A 19164-nucleotide genomic window follows, 5' to 3' on the forward strand; every position below is an offset into this window, starting at 1 on the left:
TCATCGGACAACTTCTACAACCAATTCCCCTTCGTGCATGGACAATTTGATTTGCTGTCCTTCTACAAGACCACCTCGTATTACTTCTTTCGCAACTTTCGTTTCCACATGTCGCTGAATGAATCGTTTCAATGGCCGCGCACCAAAGTCCGCATCTGCTCCTTCACGAACAATCCAGTCGAGTACTTCATCATCATAGACAAGCTCGAGATCCTGCTCTTCCAGACGACCAACTAAATCACCTAGCATCTTGTTGGTAATTGCTTTAAATGAATCTGTAGTCAATGAATGAAAAATGATGATATCATCCATTCGGTTCAATAACTCAGGTTTGAAATGACCGCGAAGAGCTGCCATGATCAGATCTTCTTTGGCATGTTCTGTATCCTCCAAATCATTATCGAGTAAATAAGCGGACCCGATATTCGATGTCATGATGACAACAGTATTTGTAAAGTTTACTAAACGTCCTTGACTATCTGTAATACGCCCATCATCTAGAATCTGCAGTAATATATTTGCCACATCAGGATGCGCTTTTTCAATTTCATCCAACAACACGACAGCATATGGATTTCTTCTAACCGCTTCCGTTAACTGACCGCCTTCTTCATAGCCGATGTATCCTGGAGGTGCACCGACTAGACGTGACACACTGTGTTTCTCCATATACTCGGACATATCGATTCGCACGAAATGATCTTCCGAATCAAATAACGTAGCAGCCAGCGTTTTCGCAAGCTCTGTCTTTCCTACACCAGTAGGCCCAAGGAACAAGAACGACCCAATAGGCTTATTCGGATCTTGTATGCCAGCACGCGCACGCCAGACAGCTTCAGTGACGAGTTGTACTGCATTGTCTTGTCCAATGACACGTTCTTTCAATGTTTCATGCAAGCGCAATAATTTCTCACGCTCACCTTCAACGAGTTTCGTTACCGGAATGCCTGTCCAGCGCGCAACGATAGAAGCAATTTCTTCTTCCGTCACTTCTTCACGTAAAAGACGTATATCTTTTGTTCCTTCTAACGGACTTTCCAATTCTTTTAATTCTTTTTCCAACGTCGGGATTTTACCGTACTGTAATTCAGCGGCTTTGTTCAAATCAAAATTACCTTGCGCTTCCTCAAGTTCACGGCGGTAGCGATCAAGTTCTTCCCGTTTACTTTGAATAATTTTTAACGCTGCTTTTTCTTCATCCCACTGTTCCCGCATATCTTTTGAAGAATCTTTCAAGTCTTGCAGCTCTTCTCGTAAAGTCTGAAGGCGTGACTGACTCATCGTATCTTTCTCTTTACGTAACGCTTGCTCTTCAATCTCGAGTTGCATAATTCTACGAGTCACTGCATCCAGTTCAGATGGCATCGAATCAATTTCCGTACGAATCATTGCGCTCGCTTCATCAATTAAATCAATCGCTTTATCCGGCATGAAACGCTCAGTTAAGTACCGATCAGATAATGTTGCCGCCGCAACAATTGCACGGTCATGAATACGCACACCATGATGCAATTCAAAACGTTCTTTTAATCCACGCAAAATGGACACTGTATCTTCTATAGACGGTTCACGTACCATCACTTGCTGGAATCGCCTTTCAAGTGCCGGATCTTTCTCGATATACATCCGGTACTCGTCAAGCGTAGTCGCACCAATACAGTACAATTCACCACGTGCAAGCATCGGCTTCAACATATTCCCCGCGTCCATCGCACCTTCTGTTTTTCCAGCACCTACGATAGTATGAATCTCATCAATGAACATGATGATTTCTCCATCACTTTCTTTCACTTGTTTCAAGACACTTTTCAGACGCTCTTCAAACTCTCCACGATACTTCGCACCCGCAATTAGCGCACTCATATCCAGTTCGAAAATCTGACGGTTTTTCAACCCTTCAGGCACATCACCTTTTACAATACGCTGTGCCAATCCTTCAACAATCGCCGTTTTACCGACTCCCGGCTCACCGATTAAGACTGGGTTATTTTTTGTCTTTCTCGATAATATACGGATTACATTTCGAATTTCTTCATCCCGGCCAATAACCGGATCCATTTTCCCGTTTTTCACTTCTTCCACAAGATTGCGACCGAATTGCTCTAGTGGTGAGCGCTGATCTTCTTGCATTCCATCCATACGCATATACATCCGCCTCTCATTTATTTGACTTTGACTATCTTTGATTAATTTAATTATAGTATATTTTTTGCGTAATGTAAAAGATTAACACTCGAATGAATGTACGTTTTTTAGATAAAAAAGGTCGCCCGCAATTAAGCGAGCGACGTGTATTAAACTAGTTGGCGAGGCGCAACGACTACCCCGTCTTCATCCGCGTAAACATAGTGACCTGGTGTCCATTCAACGTTTCCGAAATGAAGGACTTCCTCTTTCTGCCCTTCGCCACGTTTGATACTTTTCACGGGCATGCTACCGATCGCCATGACACCGATTTCCTGTGTACCAAGATCCGCTGTGTCGCGTGCACAGCCATAGATAATAACACCCGCAAGTTTACGATCTTGCGCGATTTCGCCGAGCATGTCCCCCATGAGTGCGCAGCGTTTTGAACCCCCACCGTCTACAACCAATACATTGCCTTCTGGAATCGTTTGAAGTGCTTCCTTTACTAACACATTGTCTTCAAAGACCTTTACTGTCGAGATCGGCCCCGAGAATCTCTTGTGCTTCCCGTAGGATTTGAACTCTACTGTGCACACTTGCAGTTCGTCGATGAAGTCATCACATAGGTCTGCTGTTTTAACTGACATTTCCCATTCCCCCTAGTACATTCTGTTTGACGCTACCCTATTCCTATTCGACAAAATCTTGCATTTCCTTTTTTATTTCTTATGTTTTCATTTTGGATATGGGGATTGGCTCGGTGGGTTATTTTGTGTTCGTCATGGGATGGAAGCTCCAGCTAGCGGACGCTTTCCCATGGGCTCGCGGTGAGCCAACCAGTTCGCTGCGCTCTCTTTTGGTTGTCTCACCTGATCGAGCTGATCCATCGGGAGTCACCGCTAGCTTCCGCTTCCATCCTACTTATTAAAGTGGGAGAAGTGGATCACACACTGGCAAGTGGATATGAATTATTGTTGTCTCTTGAAATGGGTTAAATTTAAGTTCGAATATAAATCACAATGATAACTTCAATGCACAACAAGTGGCCTCCACTCACACCATAAGGGATTGGTGCGAAAGCCGTTGCGAAGTGCGGCTTTTGTGAGTAAAAGCGAAGCCTTAGGAGCATATCTTTGCACCCGCCGCCAGCTTCCGCTTCCATCCTACTTAATTAAAGTGGGAAAAGTAGACAAACACTGGCAAGTGGACACGAATTATTGTTGTCACATGAAATGGGTTAAATTCAATTTCGAGTTCAAACTAAATCACAATACTAACTTCAATGCACAACAACAAGTGGCTTCCACTCACACCGTAAGGGATTGGTGCGAGAGCCGTTGCGAAGTACGGCTTTTGCGAGCATAAGCGAAGCGTTGGGAGCACATCTTTGCACTCGCCGCCAGCTTCCGCTTCCATCCTACTTATTAATGTGGGAGAAGTGGATCACACACTGGCAAGTGGATATGAAGTATTGTTGTCTCTAGAAATGGGTTAAATTTAAGTTCAAAACAAATCACAATACTAACTTCAATGCACAACAACAAGTGGCCTCCACTCACACCGTAAGGGATTGGCGCGTAGGAGGGGCGACTCTGGGAGGATCAGCCCGATCAGGTAAGACCACTAAAGGAGCGCAGCGACTAGGGGGCTTACCGCGGGCCCTCCAGAACGCGTCCCCTCCGAAGTGCCAATCCCCTACCCCAACACCACGTCAGCCTATTCTATATAATGCAGGCTATTGTTACCAAGAGAATCTGCTCGATCAAGTGAGACAACCAATAATGAGCAAAGCGAAATGGTTGGCACACCGCGAGCCCTCAGGAAAAGCGTCCCCTCCGAAGCGCCAATCCCCTACCCCAACACCCCATCAGCCAATCCTTTCCATTAAAAAAACCACACCATATTAAAACGGTGTGGTTTATATGATTTATTAACGTACGCCTAGTGCAATCTTGGCATAACGTGACATGTTATCGCGGGACCATGGTGGATTCCAAATGATATCTACCACTGTGTCCTTGACCTCTGGAAGTTCCATTAGTTCTTGCTCGATATTCGCTACAATCTGTGGACCCATTGGGCAACCCATTGACGTCAGTGTCATTGTCACTTTCGCGACTCCTTCGTCAAGCAACTCTGCATTGTAAACCAATCCAAGATTGACGATATCAATACCTAATTCAGGGTCGATGACGTTTTCCAACGCACCAAATAAATACTGCTTGATTTCTTCTTCTGTGTTCATCGGAATGCTCCTCTCTGCTGTGTAGTAATCTTATCTTACCAACATACTACCTTGCACGCAAATGGTGTGCAAGCCAATCGACTGATGCAAGCATTCCTGGACGTGAAACGGAGTGGCCTGCATTTTCGTCAGGCATCCACTTCAAAAGCTCTGGCTGATCTACGTAATCCTTTTGAATTTCCTCGTAAAATTCTTTCGTAAACTCAAACGGTACCATCGAATCTTGTTCTCCGTGCCAAATGAAAAGCGGACGCTGATGCAGTCTGCCTGGATTTTGTGATAGATCTACTTGGTCAAGGGCCGCGAATAGTTGTTCTCGTTCTTCTTGAGACACCGGGATTTCTCTACCGCCACGCTCTGCGTAAGAAATTTGTCCTTTCGCTAAGCGCGTGAATGCAGGTGAACCCATCATGACGGAAGCTGCGTCGATCCAATCATAATTCGCGAGGCAGCCGAATGTCGTGATTCCACCCATTGAAGTACCACCCATGCCGATTAATGTTTCGTCATCGATCAATTCTCTTTTATATAGTTCATCATGTAAAACATCTGCTTCTTTAATAGAAGTCAACACGATGTCCCAAAAGCTTAAGGCTAGTTGAAACTCATCGAGTGATTTTGAACATTCCCCATGCAGTTTAGCTTCGGGTAATATCACACGAATTCCTTGTTTTGCTAGATTGTATGCGTAGTGTAAATTATGTTCTTTTGCACTAGTAAATCCATGAAAAAATAGTACAACAGGAATGCGTTCTTTCTCTTTTGACTCTTCCACCATATGAAGTACCGGGATCTCTTGCCATTTTTCTGAACGAATAATCATGCCGATTCCTCTTTTCCTACAATCATTTACTGTTATGTTAGAATAGCAACATGTTACAGATAAGACAATACCTTCGCCTTATCACTCATTTTTTTGACTTACTTACACCGTTAACGATAGACTATAAAGACATAACAATCTGAAAGTATTAGCACTAGTAGGAGAGGATTTTTTTGAAACCACATTTGATTGTTTTAGATTTAGATGGAACATTATTGACGGATGAAAAAATCATTTCACCCAAAACAGAACAGACACTACGTAAGGCTGTTTCGCAAGGCCACCACGTCATGATTGCGACTGGTCGACCATACCGCGCTAGTGAAGTCTATTACCAGCAGCTGGATCTGACCACACCCATCGTCAACTTTAACGGTGCCTTTGTTCACCACCCTACCGATCGTTCATGGCAAACTATTCACGAAACGATTGCGTTACCGGTCGTCAATGAAGTAGTAGATGCCATGCAAAACTTCCCAGTTAAAAATATCATAGCGGAAGTCATGGACGACGTCTATGCGCAGTATCATGATGAACGATTTTTAGACATTTTAAACTTTGGTAATCCACTCATCACTGCTGGTGATATTCGGAATTCATTAAGAACCGATCCAACTAGCTTGTTAATTCAAGCCGATCCGTTAACAGTTGATCCGATTCGACAGCATCTTGAAGACTTGCATGCAGAAGTCATCGATCATCGACGTTGGGGGACTCCATTTAACATCGTGGAAATAGTTCGTCACGGCCTCAATAAAGCAGTAGGCATTGACGCGGTTGCGAAATGGATGAACGTACCGGTTGACCGAATCATCGCATTTGGAGACGAAGACAACGACCTAGAAATGATCGATTATGCAGGAACAGGTGTCGCAATGGGGAATGCCATCGACCGTTTGAAATCCATTGCAGACGAAATAACCGATACGAATAATGAAGACGGAATTTCACGTATACTAGAAGAGCGATTATCCTTACAGAAAAACATCGTCGTATAAGGGGGAAAAGAAATGAAAATTTTTGCGGATAGCGCTTGTGATTTACCTTTAGACTTCTTTACAGATAACGAAGTAGAACTATTCCCGTTAAGCGTTCTTCTAGACGGCAAAGAATACGAAGATATCGTCGAGATCAACTCCAAGGAAGTTTTCGATGCGATTCGCGAGGGACAACAACCAAAGACATCCCAAGCTTCACCCGATAAAATGATGACCAGCTGGAAAGACCTTGCAGCGTCCGGTGAAGACGGTATGTACATCGCCTTCTCCTCCCAACTGTCAGGAACATACCAAACAGCCGTTATGACGAGTGACCTAGTAAAAGGAGACAACCCTTCCATGAACTTGGCAGTCATCGATACGCACTGCGCTTCACTTGGCTATGGTCTTCTCGTTAAGGAAGCCGTTCGTCTGCGCGACAAAGGCCTCGGCATGCAGGAAATCGAACAAGAAATTCGCACCATGGCGATGCATATGGAACATCTATTCACAGTAGAAGACCTGGACTACTTGGCAAAAGGCGGTCGTGTATCCAAAGCAAGCGCATTTTTCGGCGGCCTGCTCAATATTAAACCACTGCTTCACGTAGAAGATGGAAAACTCGTTCCAATCGAAAAACATCGGGGACGCAAAAAAGTCCTACGTCGTATGATTGAAGTGATGGAAGAACGCGGCAGTAATCTTCAACAACAAACCATCGCCATCAGCCACGGCGATGACCTGACTACTGCCAAAGAGTTTCAGGAAATGATCCAAGAAGTCATTCAACCAAAAGCAATCGAAATCCACCAAATAGGCTCCGTCATCGGTTCACACGCCGGTCCCGGAACCATCGCCCTATTCTTCCTCAACCACACAAAAAACGAATAAAAAACAGCCTGCATAAACTGCAGACTGTCCAAGGCTCAAGACTTGTTCCAGTATCAGGAACTTTTCTTGAACCTTTTTCTTTTGAACTTTTTTGAACTACTCTCTAATTTCAATGGAATACGCCAGTTGATCGTAAGTGTAGGGTGGCGAGTGCCAAGATGTGCTCCTAACGCTACGCTTTTACTCGCAAAAGCCGTTCTTCGTAACGGCTCTTCCCGGAGGATCAGCGTGCGCCTTGAGACCCTGGACAGGTGCCTTAATTTCTGCAAAGTACACAGAAATACGGCAAAGCGAACCCTTCGCTGTTCGCTTGGCTCAAGCCACGCCCTCGGGAAAGCGTCCACCCGGAACGTTGATCAACGGTGCCTTATCCCTTACTTCTTTTCACTAACCGAGTCTCCATTCCGCCCCTTCTTACCCTTCCGTATAACCATATACAAGAACAAGATAAACAGGACAACGACCATAATCGAAGCAATCAGATAAGGCGTATTAAACCCCTTATCCTCCTCGACGATGTATACTTCCGCCAACTCACGGTCAAGGACGACGTGATATTTATTATCCTTCGTCTCTTTGATCAAATCTTGACCAAGCACGCCTCGAAGTTTCTTATTCTCCCCAAGCTCAGAAGGATCAAGCTCCAAGCTTTGCACTTTCGACGTATTATTGAGCGCAATGATCCACTTCTCATCTTCAGAAGATCGTTCAAATACGACAAATCCGTCTTTATTATGCAAAATCTTGAAATCACCTGTACGAAGTGTTTCCGAATCATTTCGAAGAGTGTTTAGATCACCAATCCACTCATGTAACTCCATATCGGTTTTAAAATTAAAGAACGGATGAGATTCCGGTGCTTCTTTACCATTCACGGCAATTTCCGTTGCGTAAGGAACTAGTGGAACTCCAGGAAGCATGAATTGTGCAACCGTCGCGACTTTCCAACGTGTCGGTGGGAATTGACGAAGCTCCACCATTTTATATGTAAAACGCGGTCCAGTTAAATCATCAAGCTGAAGTAATTTACCTGCATCGTCATTACTAAACTGATCCAATGAAGAAGTATCTGGATCTACTTGCACGAATGATTCCTGAATGGCTGCACTTTGTTTTTCAGCCGGTACACTGTCAAATGACGCATCACTCTGTTCATTTGTAATCACGTATAACCCCTTGTTCGCATCCTTCACGGCTTCAATTATGTTGTTTAGGAACTTCGTATCCGCATGATCAAGTAATGTCAAACGAAGCCCGTCCAACTCATAATCGGAAACAAATTGTACAGCAGCATCTGTCAGTTCTTGCTGTACAGCAGGATCGCTAAGATCACCTACTAAAGGAAAATCCGCCATAATTTTTAAATCGTTCGCATGCATCTCTTCAATTAAAGCGATGAACTCTTCCGCTGTACCGAAGTGCGGCTCAATCTCATAATAATCAAGAACTTCATTTCCATCATATGAAGCTGTTTTGAAAACCGGTCCGACAGAAATCATCGTAAAGTGCATGTCGATCAAGTGTTGCAAGCGATTGCTGATTCCGGCAAAGTCGCCACCGTTAAACGCAGCTGGATCTTGTGCGTTGACTTCGAAATCATTGGATTCGATCCCATTATTGAAACGGTCGACAAGTAAATCATAGATACTTTCGTCGCTGAAAACCCGGTCAGTATCTGCAAAAGCGGGTGGTGCTATCGATAGGGCAAGCATACAGATTGCCAGTAGTCCGATTATTCGTTTCACTTTAGTATATCCTCCTCATCCAAACTCTTCTTTTAGTTTATCAAACGGCCACGGACCGCGCCATTCTTTCTTATGAAAACCATTGACGCGTTCAGTAAATACGACGATCTTGTGAAAGTATGGTTTTTAGATCAATAAAAAAAGCAGAAGAGGAAAGCTCCTCCACTGCTTGCGCACATTAGTTATCGTCTTCAGCAAAGAAGTCCGGATCCCGTTGTTTACGCGCACTGACCAAAACGGAGATAGCAAACAGTGCCATCAGTAACAGGATCACAATCAAAAATATCCAGCCAACCTGTGTGGCCATTGGCTCATCTCCTATACTAGTCAGTAATTATTATGCGAAAAAGTTGAAACCTACCGGTAATTTGAAACCTACGAACATCGTTGCAAGTAATGCGATGATGAAGAGAATCCACATAAGACCTGTGTTCTTCCCTTTACTACCGCTAACCAGAACCATTTCCATAAATCCGATTGTCAGAATACCGAGGACAAATTTGATGCCATATAGCATAGAATCAATACTCATATGCTTAAAGAATAGCGCAGCTCCCGTGATGATGATCAATACATAGAACAGACGCAAAATCATATGTGTAATCTTTTTTCCTTTTGTTCCATTTGCCATGCTTGCTGTAACGAAAAAAAGTACAATGCCTACTACCCATGTAAAAATATGCATATGGGTTGTATCAGTTAAAAATCCCATTTCTTCCACCTCGTTATTTGTCTAGTCGATTAATATCCTACCATATCTTTCAAACTACGACTATTCTGAAGCTTATTTCATAGACCTGCCTATTATTCAAAACGGTTAACTAGTGTACCAATGCCTTCGATGGATACCTTTACCGTATCGCCCTTTTTTAAGTAGGTCGGTGGTGTCATACCTTTACCAACACCCGCTGGCGTACCTGTCAAGATGACATCACCTGGCTCTAATGTGACATACTTAGAGATTTCAGCGATCAACTCATCAATTTTGAAAATCATATTGGACGTATTGCCGTTTTGGCGCACTTCGTCATTCACTTTCGTAACGACTGATAAATTTTGCGGATTGGGAATTTCGTCTTTCGTCACCACATAAGGACCCATCGGACAAGAATCGTCTAAACTCTTTCCTAGGAAGAACTGTTTGTGCTCTGTTTGAATATTGCGCGCAGTAATATCATTACCAATTGTGTAACCAAACACGTAATCATACGCCAGCTGCTTAGGAATATTTTTGCCTGTCTTACTAATAACGACAGCCAACTCCCCTTCATAATCCAATGAATCCGTCACGTCACTATGGACCGATAATGTTTGCTCGTCTCCTGCGATTGCTGTTGGAGACTTAGTGAATAGCATCAATTTCTCAGGTGCTTTTGATCCAAGTTCCTCTGCATGGTCAAGATAGTTCTTACCAACACACAAGACGTTTTTCGGTGTGCGTGGAATTGGAGACAACCATTCGATGTCAGTGAACGCATGCTTGAACTGCTCTACATTGCCTTCAACTTCAGTTTTCTCTACCAATTTACGAACTTCCTCCACAAAATCCATCCCATGTGAAACGCCTTCAATCATCGTTTTGGGGAAATCAGTTTGTTCCAAAGCTTCCGCCATAGCGAGTAGATCCCATACAGCTTCCTCACGTTTAACTTTTGGTCCGAATAAAGTCTGTCCCTCGTAACGGAATGACAATAATTTCATTTGAATACCCAACCCTTTCCATGTGAATTCACATATTCCTATGTTACGACAAAATCTACTTTTTTTCCTCTTTAACGACGAAATTCTTTCCGTAAGACCACTTCCGCCACACAGCTTCTAGTGGCCCCATTCGGAATTTCGTCAACCATACCTGCGCTATAATGAGCTGAATCGCAAAAATCCCGATTGCCAGCCACGTGCCGGTCACTATATCTACTTTACCATACAGACCTACTCCATATGAATAAAATATCATCGTCGCAATGAGTGACTGCATAATATACGTCGTAAACGCCATTCTGCCTACATTTGCAAACGGTTGTGTCAGTCTTTTCAAAAACGGAATTTGAAACAGCAATAAAAATAATGCTGCGTAGCCAAGCGTCAGTATGGGGCCACCCACTATGGATTGAATGAGTAAGACATTCTCAAATTTCGCACCGTCCCAGCTCGGAATATTTTTCAAGGTTACGCCAATCGGAATGAATACTAGCATCGCAAGAAATAACTTCCCTTTCAACGCATACATACGCTCAATCATCTTGAATTTCGATAACGCTGCACCGAACATAATCAAAGGCAATATGATAAAGACTGCTGTAATCGAACCAATGATTTCAAAAGTAAAGAATTCATTCAAACGGAAAGCGAAGATCTCTCTGAACGTTCCGTTTCCATAGGAGGAAATCGCCCGTTCGATCTGTCGTGTATCCACGAATCCATCCAATAGACTCGAAGTGGACTTACTGCGGGTCAGCGCCAATATACCGTACAACAATAGCGTGGGCACAAAATAGATCACGAGTGAAAGTGTCAACAACCACTTTTTTGGAATACGGATCACCGCAATCATGATGAATCCCATCAACGCATAGGTGAACAAAATATCCCCTGACCAAATGAGCAACGCATGCAGCACGCCAAAAATTAGTAAAATCCCCATACGGCGTGCCATGAATGGCGCAAACTGTGTATGATTTCTCCATGATTTCTCATACTGCATATTCACGCCATAGCCAAATAACATGGCGAATAGCGGATAGAAACTAGCTTCTATAAACACATCGATAAAATGAAACATCGACTGCTCATGCGGAATGGTATACCACGAATACGGATCCATATACGCATACGGTGAGTGGAAATGAAGCATATTCGCAATCAAAATCCCAAGTAGCGCAATACCTCTCAAGTAATCAAGTGCTTCCACTCGTTCTGTTAAAGATGTAGGAGTCAACTTCAAACAAACTCCTCCTGTAAGCGAATCATTTTTGCTCCACTGAATAAGTACAGCACCATTTCTTTAATTTCGATGGAAAGAATGGATTCCAACACATTCTTATACAAATTTAACTGAGTGCCATACCGAACTTGCATTTCTTTGGAAATTGCCGAATCGGAACGAAATTTACTGACATCGTCCGTTTTATAATCTACGAGTACCCACTCGCCGTCTTCATGAAATAGACAGTCGGCAATACCTTGTAACAACTGAAATTCACCTTCAACAGCTGGTAGCGCATAAGTAAACGGCATTTCACGCAATACCTGATCGGCTTGCTTCATCCGTTTGCCTAGTGACGTCTCGAAAAATGCTACAATCGCCTGAATGTCAATCGCAGCTGCTTCTTCTCTTGTCAGCAGTTCACGTGTTTCGAGTTGCTTGACGAAGTTTTTGGCACTCACTTGATCCAATTCCTCTTTCAAATCCAAATGCTGCATGACGGTATGCATCGCAGTTCCAATTTCCGCTGTCGTCAATGAACGTTTCTGTAAAAATGATGGTCGTGCATGAAGGTTTGAGATGCGTTTCGTGGCGTCTTGTTCCATTTCTTCAAACGGATCCGCATCTCCTCGTTCTAACTCAAGCAACGCAATCCGCTTTAACTCACTGACGGATTGTTTCGAAGATAATTCCACCGCAAATTCAAACGGATAATGCGCATCAAAACGGCTTCGCACTTCTTCCACCAACTCTGGATTCGCCATGGCGTTTTCCTGATCGACAGGTATCCAGTCCTCGATCTCCACTTCATTCGTATGATGAAAAGCAGAAAATGGCAAGGCATTTACTTCCCATGATGACGAATCCGCGATTAGTTCTCCGCCTGTCATCTTACCAAACTTACCAAAATCCATATGACGCGCAACGGCTGGTCCTATCCAATCGAGGTAACCGGTTGCCCGTGAACGTGTGTATTCCGGCAAAGGATCATCTTCATCCAATAACTGGGCTTCTTGCCACTTGTTTATCGTCTTTTCGATATCTTTAACGGAGGCAATCAATTCCAAATGCTCTTTAGCACGTGTCATGGCTACGTAGAGTACGCGCATTTCCTCTGCTCGCATCTCTAGCTCCTTTTTCTCTTTGATCGCTAGAAACGGTAGTGACGTGAACATGATTCGTTTATCTGGATCGATCGCTTTGACGGCGAGTCCGAAATGCTGATCAAACAAATACGGATTATGGAAATCCATTTTATTAAACGGACGCCCCATTCCCGCTAAAAATACATACGGGAATTCTAGACCTTTCGATGAATGAATGGTCATGATCCGCACGACGTTTTCCTTTTCGCTCAAGAAACGTGCTTCCCCAAGATCATCTCCGCGTTTACGCATGCGGTCGATAAATCGAAGAAAGCGGAACAATCCACGGAACGACGTCTTCTCATAGGCCATCGCACGGTCATGCAATGCACGTAGATTCGCTTGACGTTGTTTACCGTTCGGCAAAATCCCGACCATTTCGTAGTAATGCGTATCTTGATAAACTTGCCAGATCAATTCGGATAACGAACCGTGCCGCGCCATATTCCGCCAATCTTCAAGTAATAGGAAAAACCGTTGAAGCTTTTGCTGTGTAGCAGGATTCACTCCTGCACCACCGGTCTGCATGAATACTTGCAGTGCTTCATAAAACGTCGCATTACGATTGACGAGACGAATTTGCGCTAGTTCATTTTCGGTCATGCCAACAAATGGCGCACGCAACACTGACACGAGCGGAATGTCTTGGTATGGATTATCGATGACACGCAATGTATTAAGCATAATCATCACTTCAATCGCGTCAAAATAGCCCGAAGATAAAGATACATAGACAGGAATTCCGGCGGCTTTTAGTTCATCCGCAATTTCACTCGACCACGTCATCGAACGCATGAGTATGACAATATCACGGTATTCGAGCGGACGTTGTGTACCACTGAATGCATCCGCTACTTGCGCCTGTTGATCTTTCCACGCCTTGATCTTCTGTGCAATACACCGCGCTTCCACTTGGGATTTCTTCAGCTCTTGCTGGGCTTCTTGCTCTTGCGACATGTCATCTTCTTCATTCTCATACAAAATCGTCAAGCCCGCGGATACGTCTTTTTCAGGATATTGTGCACCGTACTTCAACGCGGCCGCGTCATCATACTCTATTTCTCCCACTCGCGTTCCCATGATCTGCCTAAAAATATAGTTCGTTGCATCGAGCACTTCTTTACGGCTCCGGAAGTTGGCATTCAAGTCAATTTTCAATCCTTGATCCCCTATATCTGATGTAAAGCGATCATACTTCCCTAAAAATAAACCTGGTTCTGCCAAACGGAATCGATAAATTGACTGCTTGACGTCCCCTACCATAAATAAATTGCCATCTACTTCTCCGCCTTGCTTCACTAACTGCAAAATAGCTTCTTGTAAGAAGTTTGTATCTTGATACTCGTCCACCAATACTTCCGCAAATCGATTTCGATAATCGTTCGCGATATCAGAAGGCACTCGCTCCCCGTCGACTTCTTCGGATAAGATCTGTAACGCATAATGTTCGAGATCCGAGAAATCCACTAAGCCGCGTTCTTCTTTCAACGTTTGGTAACGCGCCGCAAAATCCTCTACCAATCCGACGAGCGTGTGCATAAGTGGCGCCATCAAACGAATTTCCTCTAATAATCTGGCAGGTGTGCGAGTAAAGTACGTATCTTTTAATGCAGTGACCATTTTCTTCACTTGATCACGCATCGTCTTACCACGCGCAGCCAAGTCTTCGTCACATGTACCTTTACGAATCGTACCTGCTTTGACCCACTTCAACGTCTGGAAATACGCAAAGGCATCTTCCCACTTCCCGTGAAGCATATAGTCAAGCGCTCCGTCAATCCAGGCTTCATCAGCTTTCGCGGTTTCAAGCAACGGCAGCGGTCCGTCATTCATTTCTGCTACTCGCTGCAAATCGCGCGCAATCGTCTTAGCTTCTTCAAGCGTATGCTGAATTGATACTTTCAGCGAATCGATGAACGACAATTCGTCAATCGTCGCATCCTCCCCAATTTCATATTGCTGTGGAATGAGTTCTAGCCACTGCGATGGATTCGGATGTACACGGGAATAATCATAGAGTTTATCAATCAGCGTCTCGATCGCCTGATCATTCCGGTCTGCTGTGAAACTATCACTCAAACGATAAACGGCTTCCGGATCGGGCTGACTGTAGGCATCTTCCAACACAAGGGCAATCGTGTCATCACGTAAAATCGCCGCCTCTGTTGCATCGGCAATACGGAATCCGGGGTCTATATCCAATACATATGAATACTGTCGAACGACTTGCAGACAAAATGAATGCAAGGATGAAATCTGTGCTTTATTCAGTAAATTCAACTGTCTGCGCAAATGAACGGAAGAAGGATCCTTGACGATTGCTTCTTCGAGCGTACTCGCCATTCGGTGACGCATTTCGGCAGCCGCCGCATTTGTGAATGTCACAACAAGTAGCTGATCCACGTCTATCGGGTGTTCCGTGTTTAATACTTTTTCAATCATCCGCGTGATGAGGACTTTCGTTTTCCCTGAACCTGCTGCAGCAGATACGAGAATATCTTTACCGGATGCATGGATTGCTTTCCATTGATCATCCGTAAATGTCTCATGTGGCGGCTTATCTGGAATTCGCATCTGGATCGATCTCCTTCCTCATCATTTCTAGTGATTCTTCCGGCTTATAGGCCGAATAGTTCCGTGTAGGCTGTGTCGGATCCGTACTATCAAACTGACAAATTGATTGATACGAACAGAACGTGCACGGCATATGTTCTTTTAGGCGGTACGGGTAGACACGGGTATCACCTGACAGCATGCCGTCTCCTGCCTGCTGATGTTTCTTGCGGACAAATGACCGCAAAATGTTAATATCTTCAGGAGGCACGACTTTCGAATTCGAATAAAACGAGCCGTCTTTCTTTAATCGTGCTGGAATAATTAACGACTCACTTTCAATATGGTCATCCATCGCCAAAGCAACGTCCGCATCTTCCACTATATAGCCCTGCATTTTATAAGATTTCAATAACTCTTTTTCCACAGCCTCATCGTTTAACTCTTTTGTCAAACGCAACATCGGATTGTGAACATACATATAGAGCACACCTGCGGGATTTGCATAAACGCCGAGCCAATCTTCCGCATGCTCGAGTGCAACATCTAGATACGTCAGCATTTGTAGCGATAAGCCATAATACACTTCAGTCAAATCAAGTGCACGAGCTGACGATTTGTAATCGACTACTCGCAAATACGTCTGATCGTCTTTTTTCATCGTATCAATTCGGTCGATTCGTCCTCTAATATGCATCTGTTGACCATTTTTCAAATTGATTTCAAGCGGTGCAATTTCTTCATCCGGACCAAAACCTGCCTCAATCGCAATCGGCGTAAAGCTTGAATTACGCGCCTGCGACTGTAGTGCACGGATCGTCCGTTGAATAATTTGCATCAACTTTCGTTGAATATACGCATAGCGTGGACTCGACAATAAAATTCTATGGAAGAACTTCGGCGCTAGTGCATCAATTGCTTCACGACCTAACTGCCAGCACTGTTCTTTCGTCAACGCAGCCCAGGACAAACCTTGGCGCATGACTTCGTCAGATACCCATTTCAATGCCGCATGGAATAAATCCCCGATATCCGGTGCTTCCAGCTGGAATTCAAAACGCTCTTGCAAATTTAGACCATAAGTCGTGAAATGTTGGAACGGACAACTGTAATACGATTCTATCCTGGATACACTCGTTGTAAAGGACGAACCATATAAACCTGTCGTCAGTTCGGTATCGAGCAACTCAGTTTTCTGTCGCTTCAATGCAGGTTGAACGATGGACTCTATAACTGAAGACCACAGTGGATCTTCCTTATAATACGCTAGAACCGCTTGCCATTCAGGTGCGATTTCTTCCTGTGTTGAAGCTTGGCGCATCATACGAATCGCATAGGACAGCGCCACGTCCGGGTGTTCGATATACGTAAGCTTGTCTTCAACCTCGGATAATTCCGTTGGTTCCATGACCGCGATCTCCGTTGGTATATTCGATACAATTTGCTGTAATCTAGGAATGTAAAGTGATGGAATCAACGCTTTCCCTTCTTCATCCGCAATGGGATAGCTGACAGTCAAACGCGCACTCGCTCCGGTAAACGCTCGGTACGCCATATACGATTCACGCATGAGCTGAAGCTTGGTCGTAGGTGCGAGAGTCATGCCGATTTCACTAAACAACTCTCGGTCACTGTCCGATAGCAACCCTTCGTGATCATTACGCAAAGGCAATACCCCTTCATTCGCACCGAGTACAAACACCGCTTCAACATCCATCGCATTGAATAACTCTATCGTTGTCACAGTGACCTGATCGAGGGAAGGCGGAATCAATTTGAATTCGAGAGTATCGAATCCTTCATCCAAGATTTTAATAGCTTCTGCAATCGGCAGTTCTTTCTCCCCGAACATCAGTACAAACTGTTCCAGCACATTAATCCAACTCGTCCACGCTTGTTCATGTTCCGCTGCTGCTTGCAAACGATTTGTTGTATGTTCCGTTTGCTGCAACTCTATTATTTTATCGTAAATATGAAGAGATTCTATTGTGTAAAACAACGCTTCCGCCACGTCTTGACCGGTACGAGCAGACGTTAACTTCTGCTGTAACTGCTCAATCGGTTCGCGGATCCTGTCGCGAGTCTCAGCAAACTCTGCTTGAGTCGCGAGTTCTTCATCCGTCTGTACGGTACGGACTTTTTCCAGACCTCTGTAGCGACTGACCTTCCAACGCTCTTCATCTTGCCAGCGGGATTTACCATGGATTCCTTTAGCCAGTACGAAATTCTCCAAACGGTCTGCCCGCTCTCTCCACACTTGTTTGCTTTCATTGATCGGGAAAAACAAATCCGTCTTCACTGCCCTGAACACTGCTTCATACGACCAATCTGTCCGCACCGCTTCAAGTAATGAACGCACAAATTCAATCAACGGATGATGAAGCATCGGTTTCTTTTGACTAATGAACACAGGAATATCATATTGCGTGAAGATGTTTTGGATTAATTCGTTGTAGACATCCGGTTGACGATTTACAACCGTTATCCCTCGGTAACGTTTGCCTTCACGCATCATCTTGCGAATCGAACGCGCCACTGCATGAACTTCCGCGCGGCGATTCGACGCTTCGATTAGTTGAATCGCGCCTTCTGATTCAAACGATTCAGGAGGATAGTGATCAAACTGCTCTTCTAAATGCGCCAATTCTTGACTTGAAAAGCGTTGCAACTCTGTCAAATGAATACGTTCTTCACGATCGACTGACTCACTATAGGCCAGTTGCTGAAGCGTTTCGTACTGTTGCTGTGCAGTATGGAATAATTCATGCTCGCTGTTATGCACTTTTTCTTCCATTGGTAACACGACTGTAACGCGTTTCGTATATTTCATTAATTGCGTAATAATCGTGTATTCCTGTGTCGTGAAATCGCCGAATCCATCGATGTAGATCGACGCATCCTGCAGCCACTCCGAATGCGCTAACTGTTCAGCTAACGCATTTAGTTGCCCTTCACTGTCCATATACGTCGTTCCAAGACGCTCTTCTATTTTCTCAAGCAACAAGTGCAAATCATGCGCTTTATCTTGCAAAATTCGAGGAGCTTGCTGATCGGCAAGCGAAGTCATCAATTCGGAAAATGCTTGCTGATCGATACAATATTTACTGAATTCCTTCATGATGTCACTAATTTGCTCAGCGAACCCGTGCTTCGAAGCGGCTTGTTTAAATAACTTAAACGATTCTTTATTGTCCTCTAGCACACTACGTACGAGCATGCGATATCCGAAACTATCTACCTCTTCACGTGTAATGCCGCCGACCTCTTGCAACACCCGCCATGCAAGACGTTTAAATGTTAATACTTGCGCGCGGATCATGCCAGTCAATCCAGATTTGACGGATAAACTGTATTCCATCGAATAAGATAGTTGGTCCGGTACGATGACTACAATAGGAGCCCCCATCGGACGTACATTCAGCTCTTGTGCAATTTCACGTTCAATAAAAGTAGTCTTTCCTGTTCCGGAGCGACCTGTAATAAAGCGCAGTGACATAGTACTCTCCCCTTTCGTTGGAAGTTGGGTTTATATAAGTTCATTTAGTAAGTTAGTAAGCAGCTCTGGGTTGTGGTTCTGCACTTGTTTTTTCTATTTATGTTTGGTCCATAGTTTGTAGTTTTTCTGGCAATGTAAGTGTAATGTTCATTGGCCCCACTTCGGCGCTGTTGGATGACGTTCGCAAGAAATAAATGATAGGAAGCACGATCTCGCTGATTTTCTGCCTTTCAGAA

14 protein-coding genes are annotated in these 19164 nt (G+C 44.2%); 3 read left to right on the top strand and 11 right to left on the bottom strand.

The window, feature by feature from the left end; all coding sequences use genetic code 11:
- Positions 1 to 2139: an ATP-dependent Clp protease ATP-binding subunit gene (locus CSV75_RS07370; RefSeq protein WP_369825355.1), complete on the bottom strand. Its 2139-nt coding sequence runs from the start codon at positions 2137 to 2139 to the stop codon at positions 1 to 3.
- Positions 2140 to 2294: 155 nt separating this feature from the next.
- Positions 2295 to 2774 (bottom strand): ribonuclease E activity regulator RraA, encoded by a 480-nt coding sequence (gene rraA / locus CSV75_RS07375; protein ID WP_099674241.1) that lies wholly within the window; start codon positions 2772 to 2774, stop codon positions 2295 to 2297.
- Positions 2775 to 2954: 180 nt separating this feature from the next.
- On the opposite strand from rraA, the gene CSV75_RS16265 reads away from it, so the two are divergent.
- A complete protein-coding gene (locus CSV75_RS16265; protein WP_158231622.1) occupies positions 2955 to 3122 on the top strand; it encodes a hypothetical protein in 168 nt (55 codons plus the stop codon).
- A gap of 935 nt (positions 3123 to 4057) precedes the next feature.
- Here CSV75_RS16265 and CSV75_RS07380 read toward each other — a convergent pair.
- On the bottom strand, positions 4058 to 4372 hold the full coding sequence (locus CSV75_RS07380; protein ID WP_029052483.1) for a metal-sulfur cluster assembly factor: 315 nt from the start codon (positions 4370 to 4372) through the stop codon (positions 4058 to 4060).
- 46 nt (positions 4373 to 4418) lie between these two features.
- Positions 4419 to 5195, bottom strand: coding sequence for a prolyl oligopeptidase family serine peptidase (locus CSV75_RS07385; RefSeq protein WP_099675253.1), 777 nt, complete (start codon positions 5193 to 5195; stop codon positions 4419 to 4421).
- Between the two features lie 173 nt (positions 5196 to 5368).
- Here CSV75_RS07385 and CSV75_RS07390 point away from each other — a divergent pair, with 173 nt between their 5' ends.
- Both CSV75_RS07390 and CSV75_RS07395 read left to right on the top strand, forming a co-directional pair.
- Positions 5369 to 6193, top strand: a complete 825-nt coding sequence (locus tag CSV75_RS07390; protein ID WP_099675254.1) for a Cof-type HAD-IIB family hydrolase — start codon at positions 5369 to 5371, stop codon at positions 6191 to 6193.
- Between the two features lie 12 nt (positions 6194 to 6205).
- Positions 6206 to 7063 (top strand): DegV family protein, encoded by an 858-nt coding sequence (locus CSV75_RS07395; RefSeq protein ID WP_099675255.1) that lies wholly within the window; start codon positions 6206 to 6208, stop codon positions 7061 to 7063.
- Positions 7064 to 7437: 374 nt separating this feature from the next.
- Here the strand turns inward: CSV75_RS07395 and CSV75_RS07400 are convergent, their stop codons facing one another.
- The 7 genes from CSV75_RS07400 to addB all read right to left on the bottom strand — a co-directional run bounded on the left by CSV75_RS07400 (position 7438) and on the right by addB (position 18928).
- Positions 7438 to 8808: an alpha-amylase family glycosyl hydrolase gene (locus tag CSV75_RS07400; RefSeq protein WP_099675256.1), complete on the bottom strand. Its 1371-nt coding sequence runs from the start codon at positions 8806 to 8808 to the stop codon at positions 7438 to 7440.
- Positions 8809 to 8986: 178 nt separating this feature from the next.
- The gene (locus CSV75_RS16635; protein ID WP_255406630.1) at positions 8987 to 9115 is read right to left on the bottom strand and encodes a hypothetical protein; all 129 of its coding nucleotides are present in this window, start codon (positions 9113 to 9115) and stop codon (positions 8987 to 8989) included.
- A 30-nt stretch (positions 9116 to 9145) separates the two neighbouring features.
- Positions 9146 to 9520 (bottom strand): YisL family protein, encoded by a 375-nt coding sequence (locus CSV75_RS07405; protein ID WP_099675257.1) that lies wholly within the window; start codon positions 9518 to 9520, stop codon positions 9146 to 9148.
- A 92-nt stretch (positions 9521 to 9612) separates the two neighbouring features.
- A complete protein-coding gene (locus CSV75_RS07410) occupies positions 9613 to 10509 on the bottom strand; it encodes a fumarylacetoacetate hydrolase family protein (protein ID WP_099675258.1) in 897 nt (298 codons plus the stop codon).
- 55 nt (positions 10510 to 10564) lie between these two features.
- The gene (locus CSV75_RS07415; RefSeq protein WP_233191599.1) at positions 10565 to 11752 is read right to left on the bottom strand and encodes a DUF418 domain-containing protein; all 1188 of its coding nucleotides are present in this window, start codon (positions 11750 to 11752) and stop codon (positions 10565 to 10567) included.
- Complete coding sequence (addA, locus tag CSV75_RS07420) at positions 11749 to 15453, bottom strand: helicase-exonuclease AddAB subunit AddA (RefSeq protein WP_099675259.1); 3705 nt, start codon at positions 15451 to 15453, stop codon at positions 11749 to 11751. Before addA ends, CSV75_RS07415 begins: the two co-directional genes overlap by 4 nt.
- The gene (gene addB, locus CSV75_RS07425) at positions 15437 to 18928 is read right to left on the bottom strand and encodes a helicase-exonuclease AddAB subunit AddB (protein WP_099675260.1); all 3492 of its coding nucleotides are present in this window, start codon (positions 18926 to 18928) and stop codon (positions 15437 to 15439) included. The genes addA and addB overlap by 17 nt, the downstream gene beginning before the upstream one ends.
- Positions 18929 to 19164 lie beyond the last annotated feature (236 nt).

The organism is Sporosarcina sp. P18a (assembly GCF_002743135.1).
Lineage (GTDB): Bacteria > Bacillota > Bacilli > Bacillales_A > Planococcaceae > Sporosarcina.

Coding starts and splice junctions, on each gene's coding strand:
- CSV75_RS07370 (WP_369825355.1), bottom strand. CDS start 2,139: ATGGATGGAATGCAAGAAGATCAGCGCTCACCACTAGAGCAATTCGGT.
- CSV75_RS07385 (WP_099675253.1), bottom strand. CDS start 5,195: ATGATTATTCGTTCAGAAAAATGGCAAGAGATCCCGGTACTTCATATG.
- rraA (WP_099674241.1), bottom strand. CDS start 2,774: ATGTCAGTTAAAACAGCAGACCTATGTGATGACTTCATCGACGAACTG.
- CSV75_RS07395 (WP_099675255.1), top strand. CDS start 6,206: ATGAAAATTTTTGCGGATAGCGCTTGTGATTTACCTTTAGACTTCTTT.
- CSV75_RS07405 (WP_099675257.1), bottom strand. CDS start 9,520: ATGGGATTTTTAACTGATACAACCCATATGCATATTTTTACATGGGTA.
- CSV75_RS07380 (WP_029052483.1), bottom strand. CDS start 4,372: ATGAACACAGAAGAAGAAATCAAGCAGTATTTATTTGGTGCGTTGGAA.
- addA (WP_099675259.1), bottom strand. CDS start 15,453: ATGCGAATTCCAGATAAGCCGCCACATGAGACATTTACGGATGATCAA.
- CSV75_RS16635 (WP_255406630.1), bottom strand. CDS start 9,115: ATGGCCACACAGGTTGGCTGGATATTTTTGATTGTGATCCTGTTACTG.
- addB (WP_099675260.1), bottom strand. CDS start 18,928: ATGTCACTGCGCTTTATTACAGGTCGCTCCGGAACAGGAAAGACTACT.
- CSV75_RS07410 (WP_099675258.1), bottom strand. CDS start 10,509: ATGAAATTATTGTCATTCCGTTACGAGGGACAGACTTTATTCGGACCA.